This window comes from Burkholderia sp. NFPP32 (genome assembly GCF_900119325.1).
Classification (GTDB): domain Bacteria; phylum Pseudomonadota; class Gammaproteobacteria; order Burkholderiales; family Burkholderiaceae; genus Burkholderia; species Burkholderia pyrrocinia_C.
The window spans coordinates 59,290-84,254 of record NZ_FPJP01000018.1; the positions used below are offsets into that span (position 1 = coordinate 59,290).

The 24,965-nt window shown below is 66.3% G+C and carries 22 protein-coding genes; 14 read left to right on the forward strand and 8 right to left on the reverse strand.

Annotated features, from left to right (window positions below; all coding sequences use genetic code 11):
* Nucleotides 1-4 precede the first annotated feature (4 nt).
* Nucleotides 5-2,341: a type II secretion system secretin GspD gene (gene gspD, locus BT264_RS27550; RefSeq protein WP_072442620.1), complete on the reverse strand. Its 2,337-nt coding sequence runs from the start codon at nt 2,339-2,341 to the stop codon at nt 5-7.
* 366 nt (nt 2,342-2,707) lie between these two features.
* Between gspD and BT264_RS27555 the strand changes: the two genes are divergently transcribed.
* Both BT264_RS27555 and BT264_RS27560 read left to right on the forward strand, forming a co-directional pair.
* Nucleotides 2,708-3,157, forward strand: coding sequence for a lytic transglycosylase domain-containing protein (locus BT264_RS27555; protein WP_072442622.1), 450 nt, complete (start codon nt 2,708-2,710; stop codon nt 3,155-3,157).
* Nucleotides 3,158-3,303: 146 nt separating this feature from the next.
* A complete protein-coding gene (locus tag BT264_RS27560) occupies nt 3,304-4,617 on the forward strand; it encodes a GTP-binding protein (RefSeq protein WP_275557403.1) in 1,314 nt (437 codons plus the stop codon).
* 129 nt (nt 4,618-4,746) lie between these two features.
* Here the strand turns inward: BT264_RS27560 and BT264_RS27565 are convergent, their stop codons facing one another.
* Nucleotides 4,747-5,025: an HU family DNA-binding protein gene (locus tag BT264_RS27565; RefSeq protein WP_006401505.1), complete on the reverse strand. Its 279-nt coding sequence runs from the start codon at nt 5,023-5,025 to the stop codon at nt 4,747-4,749.
* Nucleotides 5,026-5,413: 388 nt separating this feature from the next.
* Here BT264_RS27565 and mnmC point away from each other — a divergent pair, with 388 nt between their 5' ends.
* From mnmC to BT264_RS27605, 7 genes are all read left to right on the forward strand, one after another.
* Entirely contained in the window at nt 5,414-7,360 is a 1,947-nt protein-coding gene (gene mnmC, locus BT264_RS27570; protein WP_072442626.1) for a bifunctional tRNA (5-methylaminomethyl-2-thiouridine)(34)-methyltransferase MnmC2/FAD-dependent 5-carboxymethylaminomethyl-2-thiouridine(34) oxidoreductase MnmC1, read from the forward strand.
* A 673-nt stretch (nt 7,361-8,033) separates the two neighbouring features.
* The gene (locus BT264_RS27580; RefSeq protein ID WP_034183813.1) at nt 8,034-9,248 is read left to right on the forward strand and encodes a cation:proton antiporter; all 1,215 of its coding nucleotides are present in this window, start codon (nt 8,034-8,036) and stop codon (nt 9,246-9,248) included.
* A gap of 14 nt (nt 9,249-9,262) precedes the next feature.
* The gene (locus BT264_RS27585; RefSeq protein WP_072442630.1) at nt 9,263-10,378 is read left to right on the forward strand and encodes a YbdK family carboxylate-amine ligase; all 1,116 of its coding nucleotides are present in this window, start codon (nt 9,263-9,265) and stop codon (nt 10,376-10,378) included.
* Nucleotides 10,379-10,884: 506 nt separating this feature from the next.
* Nucleotides 10,885-11,523: a MarR family winged helix-turn-helix transcriptional regulator gene (locus tag BT264_RS27590; protein WP_072442632.1), complete on the forward strand. Its 639-nt coding sequence runs from the start codon at nt 10,885-10,887 to the stop codon at nt 11,521-11,523.
* A 28-nt stretch (nt 11,524-11,551) separates the two neighbouring features.
* Complete coding sequence (locus tag BT264_RS27595) at nt 11,552-12,262, forward strand: glutamine amidotransferase (RefSeq protein ID WP_072442715.1); 711 nt, start codon at nt 11,552-11,554, stop codon at nt 12,260-12,262.
* Nucleotides 12,263-12,475: 213 nt separating this feature from the next.
* A complete protein-coding gene (locus BT264_RS27600; protein WP_072442634.1) occupies nt 12,476-13,588 on the forward strand; it encodes an NADH:flavin oxidoreductase/NADH oxidase in 1,113 nt (370 codons plus the stop codon).
* A gap of 179 nt (nt 13,589-13,767) precedes the next feature.
* Nucleotides 13,768-14,298, forward strand: a complete 531-nt coding sequence (locus BT264_RS27605; RefSeq protein WP_072442636.1) for an SET domain-containing protein — start codon at nt 13,768-13,770, stop codon at nt 14,296-14,298.
* 108 nt (nt 14,299-14,406) lie between these two features.
* Here the strand turns inward: BT264_RS27605 and BT264_RS27610 are convergent, their stop codons facing one another.
* Both BT264_RS27610 and BT264_RS27615 read right to left on the reverse strand, forming a co-directional pair.
* Complete coding sequence (locus BT264_RS27610; protein WP_072442637.1) at nt 14,407-15,891, reverse strand: sensor histidine kinase; 1,485 nt, start codon at nt 15,889-15,891, stop codon at nt 14,407-14,409.
* A gap of 116 nt (nt 15,892-16,007) precedes the next feature.
* On the reverse strand, nt 16,008-16,700 hold the full coding sequence (locus BT264_RS27615; protein WP_006401494.1) for a response regulator: 693 nt from the start codon (nt 16,698-16,700) through the stop codon (nt 16,008-16,010).
* A gap of 122 nt (nt 16,701-16,822) precedes the next feature.
* Here BT264_RS27615 and BT264_RS27620 point away from each other — a divergent pair, with 122 nt between their 5' ends.
* Nucleotides 16,823-17,053, forward strand: coding sequence for a DUF3717 domain-containing protein (locus BT264_RS27620; protein WP_034183818.1), 231 nt, complete (start codon nt 16,823-16,825; stop codon nt 17,051-17,053).
* A 91-nt stretch (nt 17,054-17,144) separates the two neighbouring features.
* Here BT264_RS27620 and BT264_RS27625 read toward each other — a convergent pair whose 3' ends face one another.
* Together BT264_RS27625 and phhA are read right to left on the reverse strand one after the other, a co-directional pair.
* Nucleotides 17,145-17,522, reverse strand: coding sequence for a 4a-hydroxytetrahydrobiopterin dehydratase (locus tag BT264_RS27625; protein ID WP_256260716.1), 378 nt, complete (start codon nt 17,520-17,522; stop codon nt 17,145-17,147).
* 65 nt (nt 17,523-17,587) lie between these two features.
* Entirely contained in the window at nt 17,588-18,514 is a 927-nt protein-coding gene (gene phhA, locus BT264_RS27630; protein ID WP_177318412.1) for a phenylalanine 4-monooxygenase, read from the reverse strand.
* Between the two features lie 106 nt (nt 18,515-18,620).
* Between phhA and BT264_RS27635 the strand changes: the two genes are divergently transcribed.
* Entirely contained in the window at nt 18,621-19,106 is a 486-nt protein-coding gene (locus tag BT264_RS27635; protein WP_006408082.1) for an Lrp/AsnC family transcriptional regulator, read from the forward strand.
* A gap of 78 nt (nt 19,107-19,184) precedes the next feature.
* On the opposite strand, the gene BT264_RS27640 is transcribed toward BT264_RS27635, so the two are convergent.
* Together BT264_RS27640 and BT264_RS27645 are read right to left on the reverse strand one after the other, a co-directional pair.
* Nucleotides 19,185-19,718, reverse strand: coding sequence for a class IV adenylate cyclase (locus BT264_RS27640; protein WP_072442643.1), 534 nt, complete (start codon nt 19,716-19,718; stop codon nt 19,185-19,187).
* A gap of 159 nt (nt 19,719-19,877) precedes the next feature.
* The gene (locus BT264_RS27645; RefSeq protein ID WP_072442645.1) at nt 19,878-20,777 is read right to left on the reverse strand and encodes a LysR family transcriptional regulator; all 900 of its coding nucleotides are present in this window, start codon (nt 20,775-20,777) and stop codon (nt 19,878-19,880) included.
* 472 nt (nt 20,778-21,249) lie between these two features.
* Between BT264_RS27645 and BT264_RS27650 the strand changes: the two genes are divergently transcribed.
* From BT264_RS27650 to BT264_RS27660, 3 genes are all read left to right on the forward strand, one after another.
* A complete protein-coding gene (locus BT264_RS27650) occupies nt 21,250-22,935 on the forward strand; it encodes a GMC family oxidoreductase (protein WP_072442647.1) in 1,686 nt (561 codons plus the stop codon).
* Nucleotides 22,936-23,383: 448 nt separating this feature from the next.
* A complete protein-coding gene (locus tag BT264_RS27655; RefSeq protein WP_006477266.1) occupies nt 23,384-24,163 on the forward strand; it encodes an ABC transporter ATP-binding protein in 780 nt (259 codons plus the stop codon).
* Nucleotides 24,160-24,915: an ABC transporter ATP-binding protein gene (locus BT264_RS27660; RefSeq protein ID WP_072442649.1), complete on the forward strand. Its 756-nt coding sequence runs from the start codon at nt 24,160-24,162 to the stop codon at nt 24,913-24,915. The genes BT264_RS27655 and BT264_RS27660 overlap by 4 nt, the downstream gene beginning before the upstream one ends.
* Nucleotides 24,916-24,965: the final 50 nt, after the last annotated feature.

The window sequence follows — 24,965 nt, forward strand, 5'->3', positions numbered from 1 at the left end:
TCGCTCACTGCGAGGCTCCCGGAGCGGTCAGCGGCTGTTGCGGCACCGCCTGCTGCGGCCCGCTCTGCGGCTGAGCGGGCGTCTGCTCCGGCAACGGCTGGGCCGGAACCGGCACGACCTGACGCTGCACCTGCTGGCGGCGCATCTTGTCGAGATCGAACAGGTTCCCTGCCGGCGTGCCACCCTGGCTCGGGCCGAGCGGCATCGGCGGGACGATCGGGTCGTCCTTGTCGCGAATCACGTTGTTGTCCGACTTGTACGCGCCCGTCACGCCCTGGATGTAGTCGTAGCGGTTGGCCGTGACTTCCTGTGCGGTACTGCGGTCGGAGATGATCACCGGGCGCAGGAACACCATCAGGTTGGTCTTCTGGCGCTGCTTCGATTCCGAACGGAACAACTGGCCGATCCACGGGATGTCGCCAAGCAGCGGTACCTTGCTGTTCGACACCTGGTAGTTGTCCTGCATCAAACCGCCGAGCACGATGATCTCGCCGTTGTCCGCCAGGATCGTCGACTGGATCGAGCGCTTCGTGAAGGTCGGGCCGGTCTGCGCGTTGGTGGTACCGCTGACGACCGCCGAATCCTCCGTGTAGAGCTGCAGCTTCAGGATCCCGCCGTCGGTGATCTGCGGCTTCACGTGCAGCGTCAGGCCGACGTCGCGACGGTCGTAGGTATTGAACGCATTGCTCGTCGTACCGCTCGTCAGGTTCGAATACGAACCGGTCGCGATCGGCACGTTCTGGCCGACGACGATCTTCGCTTCCTCGTTGTCGAGCGTGATCAGGTTCGGCGTCGACAGCACGTTCGCGTCGCTCACGCCCGCGAAATACTGCAGCAACGCGCCAAGCCCCTGTACGCCGAACATGTTGTGCAGCCAGCCGATGTTGAGGCCTTGGCTCAACGCCCCGAGATTGGAAGCCAGCCCGCCTCCGGTGATCCCGCCGGCGGCGTTGGTCACGCCGCCCGCCGTCAGGTTGACGATGCTGTTGCCCAGGCCCAGCCCGGGGTTCAGGTTCGTGCCGCCGAGAAACTGGCCGCTCGCCACCTGCCACTGGATGCCGAGGTTGCCCTGCGTCGTCGAGTTCAGCTCGACGATCAGCGCTTCGATATAGACCTGCGCACGCCGCGCGTCGAGCTGGTCGATCACCGAGCGCAGGTTCCGGTAAACCGGATCGGACGCGGTGATGATCAGCGAGTTGGTCGCCGCATCGGCCTGGATCATCCCGCCCGGCTGGTTGTCGTCGCTCTTTTCCTTGTCGCCGCCAAGCAGGCCGCCGGAGCCGAGTCCGCCGCTGCCGGACGTGCCGCCGTACGACGACGAGGACGACGAACCGCCGAGGCCGCCCGACGGCAGCGGCGGGGTGCCGGACGACCCGGTCGAGAAGTTGCCGCTCGACGACGAGCCGCCGCTCTGGTTGAAGCTGTTCGCATCGTTGGACGACGCCGACGAGCCGCTGTCGTTGCCGCCCTTGCCGAGCATCCCGCGCAGCGTCTTCGCGAGCTTCACCGCATCGGCGTTGCGCAGCGGCACGACGTGCATGTTGCCGGGCACCGCGCTCGGCGCATCGAGCTGCTGTACGAGGCGCTTCGCGGCCGCGAGGCGCGATGCGCTCGACGCGCGCAGCATCAGCGAGTTGGTGCGCGGGTCGGCCGTGACCGACACCTTCAGCGTTGCATCGCTGTTGCCGATCGCGCCCGGATCGAGCATTTTCTGCAACTGTGCGGCGAGGTCGATCGCGTTCGCGTTGCGCAGCGGAACGACCTGCACCTGCGCGCCCGCGGCGCTGTCGACGCCCGCGATGATCTGCGCGATGCGGCGCACGTTGTCCGCATAGTCGGTCACGACGATCGTGTTGTTCGCCGGGTAGGCCGTCACCGTGTTGTTCGGCGAGATCAGCGGCCGCAGCACGGGCAGCAGGTTGTTCGCCGATTCGTTGTGCAGCTCGAACACCTGCGTGATCACCTGGTCGCCGCGCGCCTGCGGCGCATTGCCGACATAGGTCGGCACGCCCTGCAGCTTCGCGTCGGCCTCGGGCACGACCTTCAGCACGCCGTGATCCTGCACGAGCGCGAAGCCCTGCATGCGCAGCGCCGACTGCAGCGTCTTCAGCGCCTGGTCTTCCGGCACCGGACGTTCGGCAACGAGGTTGAGCTGCCCCTTCACACGGGGGTCGACGATGATGGTCTTGCCGGTTGCGGCGCCGATCGCCTTCGCGACCTGGTCGATATCCGCATTCACGAAGTTGAGCGTGACCTGAGCGTAGGCGGCCTGCGAGACGATGATGCCGGCGACGACGAGGGTCGTGGCAATGCGCCGCATAACGAAGCGATTTCTTGTCATGGATGAATGGGTCGATGCCGGCTCAGGCCGCTTCCGGCGGTAGTGCTGGGATCCAAGTCCGAAAAAGGCGACATTAGCAGTTTTTCATGTCCGAAATATCACATTGATCCGAAGACTGTCTCACATACGACATGTATCGGGCGAGTCGTATGTGATATGTAAGATTCCGCGCCATACCGGCATGCCGGCCATCGCCCCCGTTTCGCGATGAATCGACACGGAAATGCGGTATAACCCGGCTGTCGTATTTCCGCATGTCGCAACCTGACGGACTGTCGGTATGATACGTGCGACAAGTTTCTCGCCGCACGAATAACAGGCACGGGTTTTCCCGATCCTCGCACAATTCCTTTTCATTTTCGCCCCATGAACAGACGGTTCGCTTCGATTGCGTGGATTGCCGCCGGCGTGTGGTTCGCCAGCGCAAACGCTCGCGCGGATTGTTTCGACGAGGCGGCCAGATACCAGCAGGTCAATCCGCTGATCCTGCGCGCGATCGCGTGGCAGGAATCGCGTAACCGGCCCGGCGCGCTGAACAAGAACACGAACGGCTCGATCGACTACGGCCTGATGCAGATCAATTCGGTTCACCTGTCGACGCTGTCGCGCTACGGGATCGACCGCGGCACGCTGATGGAACCATGCAAGAACGTGTACATCGCCGCGTGGCATCTGAAACAGAAGATGAACCGCTACGGCAACACGTGGCAGGCCGTCGGCGCCTACCATTCCGAAACGCCGTCGCTGCGCGACAAGTACGCGCGGCAGATCGCCGGCATCCTGACGCAATGGAAGCTGCTGCCGCCCGCGCCATGACGTCGCGCCGCATCGCGGCCTGACGCGGCGCCGGCCGCCCGGCGCGCGTTTGATGCACAATGCGGGCTCACGCCGCAGGTTCGCCCGTCCGCGGGCCGATCGCGCCCCGGAAGGGCGCCGCGGCCGCTTTTTCATCTTTTCCGTTGGTGTGTACCGCAATGAACCAGCCGTTGCCCGTCACCGTGCTGTCCGGCTTCCTCGGCGCCGGCAAGACCACGCTGCTCAATCACGTCCTCGCGAACCGTGCGGGCCTGAAAGTCGCCGTGATCGTCAACGATCTCGCGGCGGTCAACATCGACGCGTCGCTCGTGCGCGACGCTCAGGCGCTGTCGCGCGTGGAGGAACGCCTCGTCGAAATGTCGAACGGCTGCATCTGCTGCACGCTGCGCGACGACCTGCTCGTCGAGATTCGCAATCTCGCGTCCGAAGGCCGCTTCGACGCGATCATGATCGAATCGACCGGTATCGCTGAGCCGATGCCGATCGCCGAAACCTTCACGTTCGTCGACGACGACGGCGAGTCGCTGTCGAAAATCGCGCGGCTCGACACGCTCGTCACCGTGGTCGATGCGTACAACTTCCTGCGCGACTACGGCTCCGACGACGCACTCGCGACGCGCGGCATCGCCGCATCGGAAGAAGACGATCGCACGCTCGTCGAACTGCTGATCGAGCAGATCGAATTCTGCGACGTGCTGGTGATCAACAAGGCCGACCTCGTCGGCGCGGACGAACTCGCGCGCCTGCAGCACATCCTCGCGCGGCTCAATCCGCGCGCGCATCAGGTCGTGTCGACGTTCGGCAACGTGCCGCTCGACGAAGTACTGAACACGGGCCGCTTCGATTTCGACGAAGCCGCGAATGCGCCGGGCTGGCTCGCGTCGCTCGATCACGATCACACGCATTGCGACGACCCCGAATGCCATGACGAACATCATGCGCACGTGCACGGCGAAGCCGACGAATTCGGGATCGGCAATTTTGTTTACCGCGCGCGCCGGCCGTTCCATCCGGCACGACTCTGGGCGCTGCTGCACCAGGAGTGGCCGGGCGTGCTGCGCAGCAAGGGCTTCTTCTGGCTCGCGACGCGCAACGACATCGCGGGCTCGCTGTCGCAGGCGGGCGGCGTATGCCGGCATGGCCCGGCGGGTCTCTGGTGGGCCGCGCAGGATCGCGCGGAATGGCCGGACGACGACGAGCTGCTCGCCGAAATCCGCGCCGAATGGCACGGCGATCTCGACGATCGCACGGTCGGCGATCGCCGGCAGGAACTCGTGCTGATCGGCATCGCGCTCGATGCCGATGCATGGCGCGAGAAACTCGACGCGTGCCTGCTGACCGATGCGGAATTCGCCGTCGGCGCGGCGGGATGGAGCGCGTTCGACGATCCGTTCCCGGCGTGGGATGTCGATTCGCACGACGACGACGATCACGGCGACACGCAAATCGTGCACGCCTGACGGCTCGGTAACGGCTTGTAAAAACAACCGTTAAATCTTGCAAGAGCGGCGCGGACTGTGGCGAAAATGCCGCGCGCGCCCAACAAAAAACCCGCCGAAAGGCGGGTTTTTTCTGGAACAGGCGCTGGTTTAACGCTTGTTGACGGCGTCCTTGAACGCCTTGCCAGCCGTGAACTTGACCGTCTTGGCTGCCGGGATCTTGATGGTTTCGCCGGTCTTCGGGTTGCGGCCCGTACGTGCTGCGCGCTTGCCCGAACCGAAGCTGCCGAAGCCGATCAGCTGAACCGCATCACCCTTCGACACGGCCTTCTTGATGACTTCGAGCAGCGTGTCCAGCGTTTCGCCGGTTTGAGCCTTGCTGGCGCCCGTTTGGGCGGCGACGGCGTCGATCAGTTCCTGTTTGTTCATTAAGGTTCCTTTATCAGGTTAGGTTGACACGAACAGCGCGAACGCGCCGATTATACGTGCGCGAACCGTGCCGTCGAGAGTCAGACTCCGACGACACAGCGCCGAATCCTGGCCCGCGCGACGCGCCCTCCGGCTTGCCGGCGGCCACCCCGCGGTACGGCGTTGCTATGATAGCGCAGCGCAAACCCAATAACGACAAGGGTTTCAAAGATTTTCATCAGTATTTCGCCGAATGAATCGTCGATTGCCAGTTTTTTGACCTGCGCCAACCGGACAGGATACGCAGCGCGGTCCGCCCGTGCGCGGCCCCGTTGGCTTTTTCCAACGGCCGCTCGGACGACCTCGCGCAATCCCTTGCCAGGCTTGGCTGCCACGTTTTTTGTTTCGCATGCCCGACCGACTTGTTCCCGCCACGCTCGCGCTTCGCGACGACGGCACGCTCGCTTCGCCCGAGTACGGCGACCTCCATCGCGGCGCATCAGGTGCGCTTGCGCATCACCTGTGCGTCTCCGGCAACGGGCTGCCGGCGCGCTGGCAAGGCCGCCGCACATTCACGATCGTCGCGACGGGATTCGGCGCGGGCAGCCACTTCCTCGCGACATGGGGCGCGTGGCGCGACGATCCGGCGCGCTGCGAGCGGCTGCATTTCGTCGCAGTCGAGCCGCATCCGTTCTCGCGCGACGACCTGCGCCGCGCGGTTTCGCACATCGTTGCGAACACAACCATATCGGCCGACGTCGACGCACTGGTCGACGCCTGGCCGATGCTCGTGCCGGGCCTGCACCGGCTGGAATTCGACGCAGGGCGCGTGGTGCTCACGCTCGCGTTCGGCGATGCCGTCGACATGCTGACCAAGCTCGTCGCGCGCGCCGATGCGTTCCATCTTGACGGCTTCACGTCGTCGAACGACGCGGATCTCCGCGCGACCGACGTGGTTCGTGCGCTCGCGAAAATCGCCGGCGAAGGCGCGACGTTTGCAACGCATGCGAATTCCGGCGCCGTGAAACACGCACTCGGCGAATCGGGTTTCACGTATCGTGAAGTCGACGATTCGCTCGTCGGCGAATATGCGCCGCGCTGGCGTGCGCGCCGGCACGAGCCGCCGCGCGCACTGCCCGTTGCGGCGCGCCGCGCGATCGTGATCGGCGCGGGCCTGGCCGGCTGCGCGGTCGTCGAACGCCTGGCCGCGCGCGGCTGGGACGTCACGCTGATCGAGCGGCACGAACGGATCGCGAGCGAAGCGTCGGGCAATCCGGCCGGCGTATTCCATCCGCTGATGACGCGCGACGACAACGTCGCAAGCCGGCTCACGCGCAGCGGCTTCCTGCACGCGATCGCACGCTGGCGCGCACTCGAACGCTCGGGCCATGCGTTCGCGCGCAGCACGCACGGGATGATCCATCTCGCCGAATCGGCCGGCGACTTCGCGCGGATGCGCGACGCATTCGATGCGTTCGGCGCACCGTCCGACTATGCATCGCTGCTCGATACCGATGCCGCGCGCGCACATCTGAACCTGCCGGTCGCGCATGGCGGCCTGCTGTTTCCGCACGGCGGCGCCGTCTGGCCGGCCGGGCTGTGCGCGGCGCAATGCACGGCGGCCGGCGAACGCGTGCGCTTGCTCGCGTCTACCGGCGTCGCGCGGCTCGAGCGGCGGGGCGACACATGGCATGCGCTTGATTCGACGGGCGGCACGCTGGCCGAAGCGCCCGTCGTCGTGCTTGCGAACGCGGGCGACGCCGTGCGTCTCGCGGGGCTGCAGCATGTCGTGCTGCAACCGGTGCGCGGCCAGCTCACGCTGCTGCCTGCCGGCAGTGCATCGTCGCTGCCGTGCCCGGCGATCGGCGACGGTTACGCAGTGCCGCTCGACGACGGCACGCTGCTGATCGGCGCGACATTCGAACCCGACGACGTCGATCCGGCGATGCGCGCGGCCGGCCACGTCGAAAACCTCGACCGCGTGCGGCACCTGCTGCCGGGCCTGATCGGCGACGTTCCGGATCTCGGCACGCTGCGCGGCCGCGTTGCATTCCGCTGGGTCGTCGCCGATCGTCTGCCGCTGATCGGCCCGCTCGCGGACGAAGCGCAGGCCGTCGCGAACGCACGCGCGCTGAGCGGCGCAAAGGCGCGCGACCTGCCGCGCACGCCCGGCCTCTACGGCGCATTCGGCTTTGGCTCGCGCGGCCTCGTGTGGGCCGCGCTTGGCGCCGAACTGATCGCATCGCAACTCGAAGGCGAGCCATGGCCGCTCGAGCGCGAACTCGCCGAAGCCGTCGATCCCGCACGCTTCCTGATCCGCGCACTGCGCGCACGCCGCATCGGTTCGGCCGGCTGACCGGCCGCGCGAATCGCTCACAGTTTCCTGATTTCCCCGCGCAAGGTTATCCACCCGGTGCTGTGGATAACCTTGCGAAATCCACACGCACTTCGTGTGTAATCACAGTGGACGTAAACTGGGCAACTCGGCACAGCTGTGAGGCGGCCCCAAAGTTGCTCATCTCAAACTTCTGTGCACGAACAGCCTGTGCAACGGGTTATGGTTTCGCCAACACGTTGATCCATCAGCGTAAACCGAAGTTATCCACAGAACTGTGCGTCCTTTGTTAACTTCTACTACGTATATATACAAGTAAACCTTTGAAACCAAAGACCTGTGGTGCCGCACAGCGCCGCGAGTCGTATTCAATGGGTTCCAGACCGAAAAAGCTGTGGCACAATCGGTTTCCTTCGCGTTCGTCCGGCCAGGCGCCGGACAAGCTTCAATGGAACGGTCGGCACGATTTCGAATCTGAATCTTCGAGACTGCGCAGTCCGTTCACACACCAGGCCGACAATCCAGATCGGCAACCTGTGCGACTTTCCGCCGGATGGCGGAACAGGCGGACCCCATGTCCCGCCGTCGTCGACCACAACAATCACATTCGGGGCGATACCCAGCCGGCGCGCATCCATTTCTGACGCTCGACCCCGCGTCGCTGGCGGTTGCTTCCAAAGGAGAAGTCACCACGATGAAGTCGGCGTTCTCATTTCTGCCCAACTGGCCGCTCGCGCCGGATGCCGTGTTCTGGGCCGGGCTCGCGCTGTTCGCGGCCGGCCTGTGTGGCGAACTGTGCTATCGCGCATGGCGCCTGCCGCGCATCACCGGTTATGCGGTAATCGGCCTCGTCGCCGGTTCGTTCGGATTCGGCGTGATCGACGCAAGCACCGACGAAACGTCGCGGCTGCTGATCGACGTCGCGCTCGGCCTGCTGCTGTTCGAGCTCGGCAGCCGCCTCGACCTGCGCTGGATCCGGCGCAATCCGTGGCTCGTCGCGTCGAGTCTCGCGGAAGCCACGCTGACGTTCGTGCTCGTGCTGTTCGTGATGCTTGCGCTCGGCGTGTCGGGAATGGTCGCGCTCGTGCTGTCGGCGATCGCGATCGCGACGTCGCCGTCGATGGTGATCCAGCTCAAGACCGAACTGCGCGCGGAAGGGCAGGTGTCGCAGCGCCTCATCACGCTCACGGCGCTCAACAGCGTGTACGCGATCGTGCTGACCAAGCTCGTCACGAGCTGGCTGCACCAGGAAGCGTACGGCAACGTGTTCGCGACGATCCTGCAGCCGCTCTACCTGATCGCCGGTTCGTTCATCGTCGCGTATCTCGTCGCGCGTTCGTGCAATTTCCTGTTCCGCCACATGACGTCGACGATGCGCGACGAGCATTCGTTCGTCGCGCTGTTCGGGCTCGTGATGCTGGCGATCGCGGTGGCACAGGCGCTGAAGCTGTCGACGCTGCTCACGCTGCTGCTCGCGGGCATCATCGTGAAGAACCTCGAAGCGCGTCCGCAGCTGTGGCCCGAGCATTTCGGCACGGCCGGCTGGCTGCTGACGGTGGTCCTGTTCGTGCTGACGCTCACGTCGTTCACGTGGGGCGACATCGCACTCGGCGGGCTGCTCTCGATCGTGCTGATCGTCACGCGGCTTGTCGCGAAGCTGGCCGGCGTCGTCGCGTTCGCGAAGCCGAGCGGCATCGGGATGAAGCAGGGCGTCGCGCTCGGCATCGCGCTGACGCCGATGTCCGCACTGTCGTACCTGCTCGTCGACGATACCTACCAGCTCTATCCGAATTTCGACCCGCACCTGCGCGCGATCGTGATGTGCACGATCGTGATCCTGCAGCTCGTCAGCCCGTTCGTGGTCTACCGCTGCCTGTCGGCGGTCGGCGAACGCAGCGACAGCAACTGATTCCGGAACCTGCCATGGCACTCGAAACCTTCGTCAATTCCGAACCGTTCACGTTCGGCGTCGAACTGGAGATCCAGGTCGTCAACACGCACAACTACGACCTGACCAAGGCTGCATCCGACCTGATGCGCCTGATCCAGGGCGAGACCTTTCCGGGCAACATCACGCCGGAAATCACCGAGAGCATGATCGAGCTGTCGACCGGCATCTGCCATTCGCACGAGCAGGCGGTCAGCGAGCTGCATGCGATCCGCGACGTGCTCGTGAAGGCGGCCGACCAGCTCAACGTCGGGCTCGCCGGCGGCGGCACGCACGCGTTTCAGCAATGGAGCGACCGGCAGATCTACGATGCGCCGCGCTTCCAGTACATCTCCGAGCTGTACGGCTATCTGGCCAAACAGTTCACCGTGTTCGGCCAGCACGTGCACATCGGCTGTCCCGATCCCGACAGCGCGCTGTTCCTGCTGCACTCGATGTCGCGCTTCATTCCTCACTTCATCGCGCTGTCCGCGTCGTCGCCGTTCGTGCAGAACGTCGACACGGGCTTCCATTCGGCACGCCTGAATTCGGTGTTCGCGTTCCCGCTGTCGGGCCGCGCGCCGTTCGTGCTGACCTGGGACAGCTTCGAGGAGTACTTCATGAAGATGGTGAACACGGGCGTCGTCAACTCGATGAAGGACTTCTACTGGGACATCCGCCCGAAGCCCGGCTACGGGACGATCGAGGTGCGGGTGATGGATACGCCGCTGTCGGTCGATCGGGCGGCGGCGATCGCCTGCTACATCCAGACGCTCGCGCGTTACCTGCTGACCGACCGGCCGTTGAAGCTGTTGGAGGACGACTACCTCGTCTATACGTTCAATCGTTTCGAAGCGTGCCGCTTCGGGCTCGAGGGCACCTGCGTGAATCCTCAGACGGGTGAACGCCGCACGATCGCGGAAGACATCCTCGACACGCTCGACCGGATCGCGCCGCATGCGGCCGCGCTCGGTTCGCGCGCGGCGCTCGACGAGATCGGTGCGCTGGCGAAGGCGCGCGTGAACGATGCATCGTGGTTGAGAACCGTTTTCAAACAGGAAAAATCGCTGAACGAAACGGTCCGGCAGCAGTGCTTACGCTGGCGTGAATGAAAAAATGTTTTGCAGATTGCGGGCTCGACCGCGTTGCGATTCGCTGAACGACGGCCGGGCCGGTTTCAGGCCGAAATCGTTGCGAGTCGCCCTGAAAATCTGTGGATAACCCGACATTCCTCTGCAAAGTCAACGATCTGCGGGCGGGATAACCCGGTGGATCAATGCCATTCGCCCGATGGCCGATCCGAACAGGAAAATGCCGGCGCAGCCCGTTTCGCGGTGCGCGGCATTGCAGGCACAACGAAAAAATTCAGTTATCCAGTGATTTTCCACAGAATGCAGGGGATAACTTAGCTGTGCGATTTTCCGCTCTCGCTTAGAATGTCGGCTTTGCGGACACCGGAACGACGCGTGTCTCACCGGTCGCCGCGAATGCGACCGCCGCGTGTGCCTCGCGACGGCCGTGCTGACGCACTCGCAAGAGCGCGTCTGTTTTGAGATGGACATTCGATCTCCACACTACGGCCGCTCGGCATTCCGGGCGGCGGCAAAGCGAAAAGACTATGAGCGAAGGCGTTTACGGGAACCAGGCTTCGGGACGTGTCACCCACAGCCTGCTGCGGTTGAGTACGGCCATGCGAAGCCAGGCATGGGATTGGGCGGAAGGCGCGGGCCTGACGCCGACGCAGGGCGAAATTCTCGTGCTGCTGCTGCAGCGCAAGGGTCCGATGCGGCTCGGCGAGATCGCGCGCGAGACGCAGCTCACCGCGGCGACCACGAGCGATGCGGTCAGCACGCTCGAGACGAAGGGGCTCGTCGAGAAGCGCCGTGCGCTGGACGACGGCCGCGCACTGGCCGTGCGCCTGTCGGCCCGTGGCCGTACGGCCGCGAAGAAGGCGCTGCAATGGCCTGAATTCCTGACGAAAGCGGTCGGCAAGCTCGGCGCGGACGAGCAGGGCGCACTGTATCGCGCGCTGCTGAAGACGCTGCGCGAGCTGCAGGTGGCCGGCGCGACGCCGCCGCAGCGCATGTGCGTGACGTGCGCCCACTTCCAGCCGGGCAAGCTGTCGAAGAAGACCGTGCATTACTGCGCGGCGCTCGACATCTCGATGTCCGACAGCGACCTGCGTCTCGACTGCTCGGTGCAGGAAGAAGCCGACGCGGCGACGCAGAAGAAGACCTGGAAGATTTTCGCAGGCTGACGTCCGTCGATCGACCGGGAGGCCGATGATGAACGCTGAAGTCGTGGCGATCCGCCATGTGCATTTCGAGGATCTCGGGAGCTTCGAGCAGGTGCTCGGCGAACGGGGCCGGCGGGTGCGCTATGTAGACGTCGGGTCGTCGCGGTTCGAGGTGCTCGACGTGCTCCAGCCGTCGCTGTTCGTCGTGCTCGGCGGGCCGCTCAGCGTGTACGACGATGCGCAGTATCCGACGATCGCGCCGCTCGCGGCGCTCGTGCGCCAGCGCATCGACGCGGGGCTGCCGATCCTCGGTATCTGCCTCGGCGCGCAGTTCATCGCCCGTGCGCTCGGCGCGCGCGTTTATCCGGCTGCACAGCACGAACTCGGCTGGGCGCCGCTGACGCTCACCGATGCCGGTCGCGCGTCGCCGCTGCGCCATCTCGATGGCGCGGCGACATCGATGCTGCACTGGCACGGCGATACGTTCGACCTGCCGGGCGGCGCGATCCATCTCGCATCGACACCGGCCTGCCGCCACCAGGCATTCGCATGGGGGCAGCACGTGCTGGCGCTGCAGTGCCATCCGGAAATCCGCACCGACCGCTTCGAACCGTGGCTGATCGGGAACGCCGGCGAAATCGCGGCGACGCCGGGTATCGACGCCCGTCAGTTGCGCGCCGATACCGCGCAGCACGGCCCCGCGCTCGAGACGGCCGCGCGGCGCATGTTCGCGGAGTGGCTCGACAGCATCGGGCTCTGACGCCACGGGCGGCGCCGTTCGCCGCGAATCCCTGGCCCGGCCCGCATCCGTTGCAGGCCGGCGCATCGCTGCATGCAACGCGTTTCCCGCCGCGCCGGCAACCTGCTGCCGGCCGTACCTGACCATCCGCTTACTGCCGACCGCGCCATCTGCACGCTTCAAGCCCGCGTGCTACGCTCGTCCGCTCTTTCCCTTTCCAGGCGAGCGGCCTCCATGACTGCGCTGTTTTCCCCGTTCACGCTGCGCGGCGTGACCCTTCCTAACCGGATCGTGATCTCCCCGATGTGCCAGTATTCGGCCGAACGCGGCGAAGCGACCGACTGGCACATGATTCACCTCGGCCATCTCGCGCTGTCGGGCGCGGGCCTGCTCTGCATCGAGGCGACTGCGGTGGAGCCCGACGGGCGCATCACGCACGGCGACCTCGGCCTTTGGGACGATGTGACCGAAGCCGCGCTGAAGCCCGTGCTGGCCGCGATCCGCAAGCATTCGCCGGTCCGCATCGCGATGCAGTTGTCGCATGCGGGGCGCAAGGCGTCGAGCGACGTGCCCTGGCAGGGCGGTCAGCTCGTGTCCGTCGCCGACGGCGGCTGGCTGCCGCATGGGCCGTCGGCCGTACCGCACAAGGAAGGCGAGACGCCGCCGCTCGCGCTCGATGCCGCAGGCCTGAACCGGATCCGCGATGCGTTCGCGGCGGCCGCGAAGCGCGCCGCGCGGCTCGGCATCGACGCGATCGAAGTGCATGCCGCGCACGGCTACCTGCTGCACCAGTTCCTGTCGCCGCTCGCGAACCGGCGCACCGACGAATACGGCGGCTCGCGCGAAAACCGGATGCGTTTTCCGCTCGAGATCTTCGAGATCGTGCGCGCGGCGTTTCCGGAGGATCGGCCGGTCGGCGTGCGCGTGTCCGCGACCGACTGGGTCGAAGGCGGCTGGGAGCTCGACGACACGATCGCGTTCGCGCACGAACTGAAGCGCCGCGGCTGCGACTGGATCGACGTGTCGTCCGGCGGCGTGTCGCCGCTGCAGAAGATTCCGCTGGCGCCCGGCTACCAGGTGCCGTTCGCGCAGGCCGTGAAGCGCGCGGTCGGGATGCCGACGATGGCGGTCGGCCTGATCAACGAGCCCGCGCATGCGAACCGGCTCATCGAGGCCGGCGATGCCGATTTCGTCGCGATGGCGCGCGCGATGCTGTACGACCCGCGCTGGCCGTGGCATGCGGCGGCCGAGCTCGGCGCGCAGGTGACGGCGCCGCCGCAGTACTGGCGCTCGCAGCCGCGCGAGCACAAGGCGTTGTTCGGCGACATCGCGTTCGGCCAGCGTTGAAGCGTCAAGCGCGCAATATTGCGCGCGATGTTGAACGAAGCAATATCGAACGTGTAGGATGCGGGTGATTCGCCGCATGCCCCGACGCGGCACCGACCGGTGCCGCGTTTTCGTTTGGCGCGCGCCGGGCCGCGATCGCGGCCGTCTTCCATTCATTCGTCTTCACAAGGATTCGTTCGATGAGTTCACGCAGGATCGCGGTGCGCCGCTCGGGAGTACACGGCAAGGGCGTGTTCGCGGTGGCGCCGATCAGGGCCGGCGAACGCGTAGTGGAATACAAGGGCGAGCGAATTTCGTGGAAGGAAGCGCTGCGTCGCCATCCGCACGATCCGAGCGAGCCGAACCATACGTTCTACTTCGCACTGGACGAAGGCGGCGTGATCGACGGCAAGGTCGACGGCAACAGCGCGCGCTGGATCAACCATTCGTGCGCGCCGAACTGCGAAGCGGAGGAGGTCAAGGGCCGCGTGTATATCCACGCGCTGCGCGACATCGGGCCGGAAGAGGAGCTGTTCTACGACTACGGCCTCGTGATCGACGCGAAGCTGACGAAGAAGCTCAAGCGCGAATACGCATGCCATTGCGGCGCGGCTTCGTGCCGCGGCACGCTGCTCGCGACGTCGGACGACGGCGAGAAGAAGAAAAAGAAGAAGGACAAGAAGGACGGCAAGTCCGAGTCCAGCGCGAAGGACAAGAAAAACAGGAAGTGACGCAGGCGGCCGCGCATCGTGCGCTGCCGCTTCAGCAGTCCTTCCCGTTTCCTTATCCGTCGGGCGGTCCGGTCAACGCTCGCCCGACGCGAATCGCCCGATGGTCGCTCAATGCGCCGACGCGGCGGCCGGCGTTTCGCTGGCCGGTTTCTCCGTGCGCTGGGCGAGCGGCACCCGCACCACGAAGCGCGAACCGCCTTCCGATGCATCCTCGTACGACACGGTGCCGCCATGCATCGCGATGATGTCGTGCACGATCGCGAGGCCGAGCCCGGCCCCCGTCTCGACGCCGTTGCCGCTTTGTGCGTCGCCGCGGAAGAAGCGCTTGAACAGGTCGGCCTGCTGGTTAGCGGGCACGCCCGGGCCGTTGTCCTCGACGACGATCTCGGCGGCCGGCTGGCCGTCTTCGAGCGCACTGCGCGCGACGTTCACCGTGATCCGCGCACCGTCCGGCCGCGCGAGCGGCACGTATTTCAGCGCATTGTCGAGCAGGTTCGCGATCACCTCGCGCAGCAGCACGGGGTTGCCGCGCACAATCAGCTTCTCGTCGTCGCCGGGGTCGTCGCTGCGCTGGAAGCCGAGGTCGACATGCGACGCGAGCGCACGCGGCACCCACTCGGCACCCGTTTCGAACGCCATCGCCGCGAGGTCGACGTCGACGAACCGCGCGGCTTGTTCGCCCGGCTCCGCGCGCGCGAGCGACAGCAACTGGTTCGACAGCCGCACCGCGCGGTCGGCGGCCGCACGCAGCTCGCGCACCGCGGCGAAGGTCTGGTGCGGGTCGCGCGCGACGGCTGCCTGCTCCGCATGCAGCTTCACGGCCGTGAGCGGCGTGCGCAACTGGTGCGCGGCATCGGCGATGAACTTGCGCTGCGCGTCGAGCGCGGTCTTCAGGCGGCCGAGCAGCGCGTTCATCGCGCTCGTCAGCGGCCGGATCTCCAGCGGTACCTCGGTTTCGTCGACCGGTTCCAGCGACGTGTGGGTCTGCCGGTTCAGCGAATCGGCGAGATGCGTGAGCGGGCCGAGCTGCTGGTTCACGACACGCCACACGATGCCCCAGCCCGCGAGCAGCAGCAGCAGCAGCGGCATCATGATCGCGACGAGGAATTCGGCCGCGATCCGGTAGCGATGCCGCACCGGCTGCGCGACTTCGACGACCATCGGCTTGCCGCCTTCGACATTGTCGACGCGCACCTGCGCGACGCGCACCGCGCGGTTGTCGTACTCGGCCTCGAACACGTACGCGTGATGCATGCGGCGCACGTTGATGCCCCGCAGCGGCAGCTTCGGATCGCCGGCGAGTTCCTGTTCGCCGTCGCTGATCCGGTAGATCAGCGCTTCGGCGGGATCGGAAAACATCGCCTGCGCGAGCGGCGGCACCGTGAACGGCGCGTCAGGGCCGGCGATCTGGATCTGTTTCGAGATGGCGGTCGCGAGATCGGCGAGCGAGCGGTCGATCACGTGCTGCGTGTATTGCCACGCGAGCCAGTAGGCAATCAGGCCGCTCATCAGCGCGAGCATCGACAGCGGTGCGGCGAGGCGCCGGAGCAGCGAGCGGCGCAGGCTGGTGGTCACAGCCGGATCAGGAGACATTTCGACGGGCAAATGGATAAGCGCCGCTCACGGGGAGCGGCGCGGTCGTGCGCCGGGCGGCGACGCGGAGCAGGGCGCACACGCCGGCGGCACGCGGCCGGCCGGCGCTTGGCCGCTCAGACGCTCGCTGTCTGGCGGATTTCCTGCAGCAGGTAGCCGAAACCGCGCACCGTGACGATTTCGACGCGGCACTGCTCGAGTTTCTTGCGCACGCGGTGCACATAGACTTCGATCGCGGTGTCGCCGAGATCGCCGCCGAAGTGCGTGAGGTGATCCTGCAACTGGGCCTTGCTGACGACGCGGCCGTGACGCAGCAGCAGCATCTCGAGCACCGCGAACTCGCGCGGCGACAGTTCGAGCGGTTTGTCGTCGTTGAAGATGCGGCGGTCGACGCCCGACAGGCGGACGCCGCCGAGCGACACTTCCGGACGCGGCATGTCGCTGTGCGGGCCGCTGCGGCGCATCACCGCGCGGATGCGCGCTTCGAGCTCGGCCGGTTCGAACGGCTTGAGCATGTAGTCGTCGGCGCCCGAGTTCAGGCCCTGGATCCGGTCGTTCAGCTCGTCGCGTGCGGTCAGCACGATCACGGGCGTATGGCGGTTGGTCTGGCGGAAGCGCGTGAGCAGCGTCATTCCGTCGATGCCCGGCAGGCCGAGGTCGAGGATCACGAGTTCGTGGCGGTTTTGTGCCAGCGCCTGTTCGGCAAAAATGCCGTCATGCACCATGTCGACGGTGAAGCCAGCCTGCTCGAGGCTGCTCTGGATACCGCGTGCGATGGGGCGGTCGTCTTCGATCAGAAGGAGTCGCATGAAGTTCGCTCAAGTACAATGGGTTGGCGGTTCAGGCACGCGGACAGCACGAAGCCGTTTCCACAGGGGCGCCGCATCGCGTGACATCAAGCATGGCGGCCAGCGAACGATTAAATCCAATCATGTCCGATATTTCGATCAACGACCTTGAAGCCGCGATCAATTTCTGGCGCGCCCGCTCGCCGTCGAGCGGCGACGAACTCAAACTCTGCGAAGAGGCCAGCGCGCTCTCCAAGCCGTATGCGCTGCTGATTGTACAGCGCGAAAGCGCGCTGCAACTGGAAGGTTTGGACCCCAAGGCGCGGAAAGCATACGAGACTTACGTGCGGCTTAAGGATGGCTTGGAAAGCTGAAGGCTTTCGCTGACTACATCCTAGAAAACGTTCAGCGAAATGAAAAGTTGACGCCCGCGCGCCGAAAGACGCGCGGCGGCAGAAGAAGGGCTCAGGCGGCCGGTTGCGCGTGCGCGCCGGCGCGGTCGACGAACAGCGCGAGTTCGATGTCGCGTTCGGTCAGGCCGTCGGCGTCGTGGGTCGACAGCGTGACGTCGACGCGGTTGTACACGTTGAACCATTCAGGATGGTGGTTCATTTCCTGCGCCTTGATCGCGACGCGCGTCATGAAGCCGAACGCTTCGTTGAAATCGGCGAAGCGCAGGCTGCGCTGGATCGCGTCGCGGCCCGGCACGGCCGTCCAGAGCGGCAGGCCTTCGAGCCGGGTCTTGCGTTCTTCTGATGTGAGCTTGTGGATCATCTTGCACCTCTCGTTCGGTAACGGCGCTCGTGCGCGGCTGCGCCGCGCGGCGCAGCCGGCACCGGTCATTGTTTCATAGTTGTGGGACGGCCATCCGGCGACGGGTTGGCCGGCATCCGGCGCACGCTGGCGCGTTACGCGTCGGCGTCGTCAGGCCAGCCTTCGCCCGTGCCGCGATGCAACACGCGGTCGGTATCGAGCACCGCGCCAGCCGCGAATTCGGGCAGCGCCGCGAGCCGGTCGGCCAGCGCGCGGCCGTCGACGTCGGCGAGCGCGAACAGCTGCGCGAAATCGTCGATCACGAAGTAGGTCTTCTGGAACGTGTCGATCCGGTATTTCGTGCGCATCACGCGTTCGAGGTCGAAGCCGAGCCGGTTCGGCGCCGCGCTTTCGAGGCTGTACAGGCTCTCGCCCTTGCTCGACACGATCCCGGCGCCGTAGATCGACAGCCCGTTCGTGCCGCGCGGGTCGCGGATCAGCCCGAATTCAACTGTATACCAGTAGAGGCGAGCGAGCCGCGCAAGCGCCGCTTCGTCGTCGGCGACCGCGAGCGCGGTGCGGCCGTACGCCTGCATGTAGTCGGCGAACACCGGGTCGATCAGCAGCGGCACATGGCCGAAGAGGTCGTGGAAGCAGTCGGGTTCCTGCAGGTAGTCGAGCTGGTCGGGACGGCGCATCCACCAGGTGACCGGAAAACGCCGGTTCGCGAGATGCCCGAAGAATACGCGGTCCGGCACGAGGCCCGGCACGGCGACGATTTCCCAGCCCGTCGCGGGCTTCAACTGGCGGTTCACGTCCGCGAACGACGGTACGCGATCGGCCGGCAGGTCGATCTTGCCGAGCCCCGCGACGAACGCGTCGCAGGCGCGCCCGCGCAGCAGCGCCGACTGGCGTGCATAGAGCTGCTTCCACACCGCATGGTCGACCTGGCCGTAACGTTCGAGCGACTGGTCGATGGTGAAATCTGCGCGGGTTTCGAGGCCCGCGTCGAACTGCTCCTGCAGTTTCGCGGTGACGACGGTGGACATGATCAGGCTCTGCACGCTGTGGTTGGGAACCATGCAAGTGTAGAGCGGCCTGCGCGCGGAATGGGCGCAAAGTTGGCGTTGATTTGCCTGATGATGCGATAATCTCGCATCAAATTGCGAATCAATGCGGAGAATGCTCATGCTGGAACTCGATCACTTCGATCTCGCGCTGCTGGACGTGCTGCAGCGCTTCGGTCGCGCGACGCATCAGCAGCTCGGCGAGGAGGTGCCGCTGTCGCCATCGCAGATCGGCAGGCGGCTGCAGCGGCTCGAGGCGGCCGGCGTGATCGAAGGCTACCGCGTGATGCTGCGGCCCGAAAAGCTCGGGCTCGGCGTCACCGCGTTCACGAGCCTGAAGCTCAAGCACCACGGCGATTCGATCATCGAGCAGTTCCAGCAGCAGATCGACGTGCTGCCGGAAGTGCTCGAATGCCATGCGGTGGTGGGCGATGCCGACTACCTGCTACGCATCGTCGCGCCCGACCTGAACGCGCTGTCGCAGTTCGTGATGAAGAAGCTGATGCGTGTGCCGGGCGTCGACAGCGTGCGCTCGAACATCGTGCTGACGACCTTCAAGCGCAACGGTGCGCTGCCGCTCGCGCACCTGGCGCCCGGCGCCGCGTGACGCGGCGGCCAGAGCAAGCCTGCTTAGCGGGAACCGGCCCCAGGCGGCGCGTGCCGCACCGTCGCCGGCGGGGCCGGATCAGGCCGCTTCGTGCGGCGTGTCGGCGTTCAGCAGGTCGACGTACGCGACCGCGACGAGATCGTCCTGCGACACGCCGAGCTTCGTGAACACGTCGTGCGCTTCGGCTTCGCCGCCGGCTTCGTCGTCGTCGGGGCCGAGCACGACTTCCAGTTCGATGAAGTCGCCGAGGCCGTCGACGCGGTCGAGGTGGATGCGCGTGCGACCCGCGAGGTACACGTGCCGTTCCTTCGTCACGATCCCGCGCGTGGTCAGCGCGGTCGCGAGCAGCGCGTGCATCGCGTCGGGATTCGTCACGGGGCTGCGCGTGTAGTACGACGCCTTCGGGCCGTCGCGGTCGTCGCGCTGGTAGAAGATCAGTTCGGCCGGCGTGCCGTCCTCGAAGCGGCGCAGCTTCAGCCGGCCGCGCGGCACGTCATAGAAGAAATCCTGCTGGCGGTAGAACAGCGGCGCTTCGGCCGCGAGCGTCGCCGCGCGTTCGCGTAGCTGGTCGAATTCGCGGGCGCGGGCTTTGATCTCGATGTTGCGGGCCATGCGGGTCTCCTTCAATCGGGGTCTCGCGGTGTGCGAACGCACAATCTAGCAAAAAGGCGGGGACGGCGGCGTGACGACGGGCAGGGGGCGGCGAGATGACGCGTGTTGCGCGCGACGCCGGCACCCGGCGTGTGGCGGCCGCGCCTTCATCAGCATCGCTCATATCGCCCACTGGGCTTCGATCAGCCGCAGCGCGGCCGCGATCGCCGGCTCGTCGCGCCGCTCGGCGAGCGTCACGAACGTCAGTTCGGTCGGCACCGTCACGCGTTCGACGATCGTCAGCGCGTGCGCGTGCGCTTCGGCCAGCGCGGTCGAGTCGCGCGCGAGCGTCAACCCGATGCCCGATTTGACGAGGTCGAGCATCGACTGCTCCTGGTCGACCTCGGCGACCTTCACGGGCTGCGCGCCGGCTTCCGCAAAGCGCCGCGACAGCAGCCGGTGATGCGCGGACGCCGGCGGCGTCCAGATCCACGGTAGCGCGGCGAGCGCGCGCCAGTCGTGCGCGCGCTGCACGCGCTCCTTCCAGCCGGCCGGCGCGAGCACGCGGTACTGGAAATGCGTGAGCGTGACGGTGTGGAACAGGGCACCGTCGAGCTGATCGTCCTCGCCCGGCCGGCCGATGTAGTAGCCGACGTCGAGCGCCTGTGCGCGCACCTGTTCGATCACCCAGCCCGACATCCCGTGCCGCAGCGCGGTTTCGATCTGCGGATGGGTCTCGACCAGCGCGCGCAGGAAACCGCCGAGCCGCAGGAAGCCCGGATCGAGGATCGTGCCGATCCGCAGCCGGCCGCGCACCTCGTGCCGCAGCGCAGCAGCGGCGCGCTGCACGTCGGCGGCCGCGGCGAGCGCGCGTTCCGCGTGCGGCAGCAGCGTCTGGCCGTCGCGCGTGAGCGCGAGCCCGCGCGACGTGCGCGTGAACAGCGTGACGCCGAGCGTTTCCTGCAGATGCTTGATCTGCAGGCTGACGGCCGGCTGCGTCAGGTGCAGTTGCGCGGCGGCGCGCGTCAGATTGCCTTCGCGCGCGACCGTCGCAAACGCGCGGAGCAGGGTGAGATCCATCGTCGTGATATGAGCGCTGCTTATAACGCAGTTCAGCATAACTCATTGGATCGGCGGCCGGCAGCCGGAGTACGCTTCATCGGTCGCGTCGCCCGGCGCGTTCCGGCGGCACCTGGCGTGGAGTATGGCCGGGCAGGCGGGCGCTGCTGCAGACACCCGCCGTGACGCACTATGCTGGAAATGATGCGCGGCATCGCAGCGCGCGGGATAAAACAACGAGATTGCATGGGACCAGCGTAAGCGCTGAAGCACTGACTCCACCCAGTCACACCATGGGACCCGAGTAAGCGCTAAAGCACTCGCGCGGCGCACAACAACGAACTTTGCGTGGGAGCAGCGTAAGTGCTAAAGCACTAACGCTGGTCGACCGCCGTGGGGATGGAGTAAGCGCTGAAGCGCCAACTCCATCCAGCCACGCCATGGGATCAGAGTAAGCGCTAAAGCGCTTACTCTGATCGACAGGAGACAAGCAGTGACTACTCAACGCACGCTCGAAGGCGAATTCGACTACGTGATCGTCGGCGCGGGCACCGCGGGTTGCGTGCTCGCGAACCGCCTGACCGAGGATCCCGACATCCACGTGCTGCTGCTCGAAGCGGGTGGCAAGGACGACTATCACTGGATCCATATCCCGGTCGGATATCTGTATTGCATCGGCAACCCGCGCACCGACTGGCTGTACAAGACGCAGCCCGAAGCGGCGCTCAACGGCCGCGCGCTGTCGTATCCGCGCGGCCGCGTGCTCGGCGGCTGCTCGTCGATCAACGGGATGATCTACATGCGCGGCCAGCGCGAGGATTACGACAGCTGGGCGCAGGAAACCGGCGATGCGGGCTGGTCGTGGGACAGCGTGCTGCCGATCTTCAAGCGCAGCGAGGATCACCATGCGGGCGCGAGCGACGCGCACGGCGCGGGCGGCTACTGGCGCGTCGAGAAGCAGCGGCTGCGCTGGGAGATCCTCGAATCGTTCGCGCAGGCAGCGCAGCAGACGGGCATCCCTGCGACCGACGATTTCAACCGCGGCGACAATTCCGGGGTCGGCTATTTCGAGGTGAACCAGAAGCGCGGCGTGCGCTGGAATACGTCGAAGGCGTTCCTGCGGCCTGCGATGGCGCGCCCGAACCTGACCGTGATCACCGGCGCGCAGGCGCAGCGCGTGATCTTCGAAGGGCGGCGCGCGGTCGGCGTCGAGTATCACGGCGGCGGCACCGATTATGTCGCGCGGGCGCGTGCGGAAGTGCTGCTGACGTCCGGCGCCGTGAATTCGCCGCAACTGCTCGAACTGTCGGGTATCGGCTGCGGCCGGCGGCTGCAGGCGCTCGGCATCGACGTCGTGCAGGATCTGCCGGGCGTCGGCGAAAACCTGCAGGATCACCTGCAATTGCGGATGGCGTTTCGCGTCGAAGGCGTGCGCACGCTCAACACGCTGTCCGCGCACTGGTGGGGCAAGCTGATGATCGGCGCGGAATACGCGTTGCTGCAGCGCGGGCCGATGTCGATGGCGCCGTCGCAGCTCGGCGCGTTCGCGAAATCCGATCCCGAAGATCCCGCGCTCACGCGCCCCGATCTCGAATACCACGTGCAGCCGCTGTCGCTCGAGCGCTTCGGCGAGCCGCTGCACAGCTTCAACGCGTTCACGGCGTCCGTCTGCCATCTGCGGCCGACGTCGCGCGGTAGCGTGCATGTCACGAGCGCCGATCCGGGCATCGCGCCCGCGATCGCGCCGAACTATCTGTCGACCGACCACGATCGCCATGTCGCCGCCAACGCGCTGCGCCTCACGCGCCGGATCGCGTCTGCGCCGGCGCTTGCGCGCTATCGTCCCGAGGAAATCCTGCCGGGCACACGGTATCGGACCGAGGCAGAACTGATCGAAGCGGCCGGCGCCGTCGGCACGACGATCTTCCATCCGGTGGGCACCTGCCGGATGGGGCGTGCCGACGATGAGCGCGCGGTGGTCGACAGCCGGCTGCGCGTGCGCGGCATCGCGGGGCTGCGGATCGTCGATGCATCGGTGATGCCGTTCATTACGTCGGGCAACACCAATTCGCCGACGCTGATGATCGCCGAGCGTGCGAGCGACATGATTCGTGCCGATCGCCGCGCGGCGCGCGACGCGACGCCGGTGCGAACGGAGGCCACCGTGACGGCCGCGTGACGGAACGCTGACACGCGCGACAGCGGGCCGTCATGCGGGCGCCTGCTGATTCGATATGCGAAACAAGCTGCCGTGCCGTTGCAGCGGCCATGCCGGTTGCGGCGGTTCGAACGGCAAGATCCATGCGAGCCGCGCTGCTTGTTTGATTGCACGCGTGCCGCGCCGTGCGGGCGGTCAACTGCCGATGATGCACGTGTCAAAAAAGCGTGGCGAAAAACCGTGCATGGCCGCATGCGCGCATCGCGGCCAGCCCTATAAGTGCAAATCCCGATGATTGCACTGCACCAACGGCGCGACAATGTTGCGCAATGTGCATACGCGTCGGCGCGGGAGACCACCCTCGAGGCGTACCACGGCGCCCGGGGGCAGCCGGCTGATCCGCTGACCTGTTCGCGGCCGCTTGCGCCACGCTTCCCGGTGCTTCGCCTGACTTCGTACGGAAGGGAACATGATTCTCGGCGACACGATTCTGGAAACACGCGGACTGACGAAGGAATTCAGGGGTTTCACCGCCGTGAACGGCGTCAACCTGCGTGTGCGGCGCGGCGCGATTCATGCGCTGATCGGGCCGAACGGCGCGGGCAAGACGACCTGCTTCAACCTCCTCACCAAGTTCCTGACACCGACGGCCGGCCAGATCGTCTTCAACGGGATCGACATCACCGACGAGCGGCCTGCGCAGGTGGCACGGCGCGGCATCATCCGCTCGTTCCAGATCTCGGCCGTGTTCCCGCACCTGACCGCGCTGCAGAACGTGCGCATCGGCCTGCAGCGCGCGCTCGGCACCGAATTCCACTTCTGGCGCAGCGAACGCACGCTGAAGCGGCTCGACGATCGCGCGATGGATCTCCTCACGCAGGTCGGCCTCACCGATTTCGCGCACGTGCCGACCGTCGAACTCGCGTACGGCCGCAAGCGTGCGCTCGAGATCGCGACGACGCTCGCGATGGAACCCGAACTGATGCTGCTCGACGAGCCCACGCAGGGGATGGGCCACGAGGACGTCGACCGGGTGACCGCGCTGATCAAGAAGGTCGCGAGCGGCCGCACGATCCTGATGGTCGAGCACAACATGAACGTGATCGCGGGCATCTCCGACACGATCACCGTCCTGCAACGCGGCGAGGTGCTGGCCGAAGGCTCGTATGCGGAAGTGTCGAAGAATCCGCTCGTCATCGAGGCCTACATGGGCAGCGCCGATGCGGCGCTCGCGGGGGCGCACGCATGAAGCACAGCGAACGGGAGGAACGCGAATTGAGCGGCGTCGAGAGCGGTACGCCCGCGCTGGAGATCACGGGCCTGGAGGCCTGGTACGGGGAATCCCACATATTGCACGGTGTCGACCTGACGGTGCATCGCGGCGAGGTCGTCACGCTGCTCGGCCGCAACGGCGCGGGCCGCACGACGACGCTGCGCGCGATCATGGGCCTCACGGGGCGCCGCAGCGGGTCGATCAAGGTCGCGGGCAGCGAGACGATCGGTCTCGCGACGCACCGCATCGCGCATTTCGGCATCGGCTACTGCCCGGAGGAGCGTGGAATCTTCTCGAGCCTGTCGTGCGAGGAGAACCTGATGCTGCCGCCGCCGATCGGGTCGCGCGAGCATGCGATGTCGCTCGACGAGATCTACGCGATGTTCCCGAACCTCGCGTCGCGCCGGCAGAGCCAGGGCACGCGGCTGTCCGGCGGCGAGCAGCAGATGCTCGCGGTCGCGCGGATCCTGCGCACCGGCGCGAACCTGCTGCTGCTCGACGAGATTTCCGAAGGCCTCGCGCCGGTGATCGTGCAGGCGCTTGCGCGGATGATCGTCGCGTTGAAGGCGCGCGGCTACACGATCGTGATGGTCGAACAGAATTTCCGTTTCGCCGCGCCGCTTGCCGACCGCTTCTACGTGATGGAGCACGGCCGCATCGTCGAGCATTTCCGTGCGGCCGAACTGGAAAGCAAGATGCCGACGCTGCACGACCTGCTCGGGGTGTGACGCCGCCCCGTTTCCCTTGCCGCTAGCCGTGGCGGCCCTCGAATAACCAC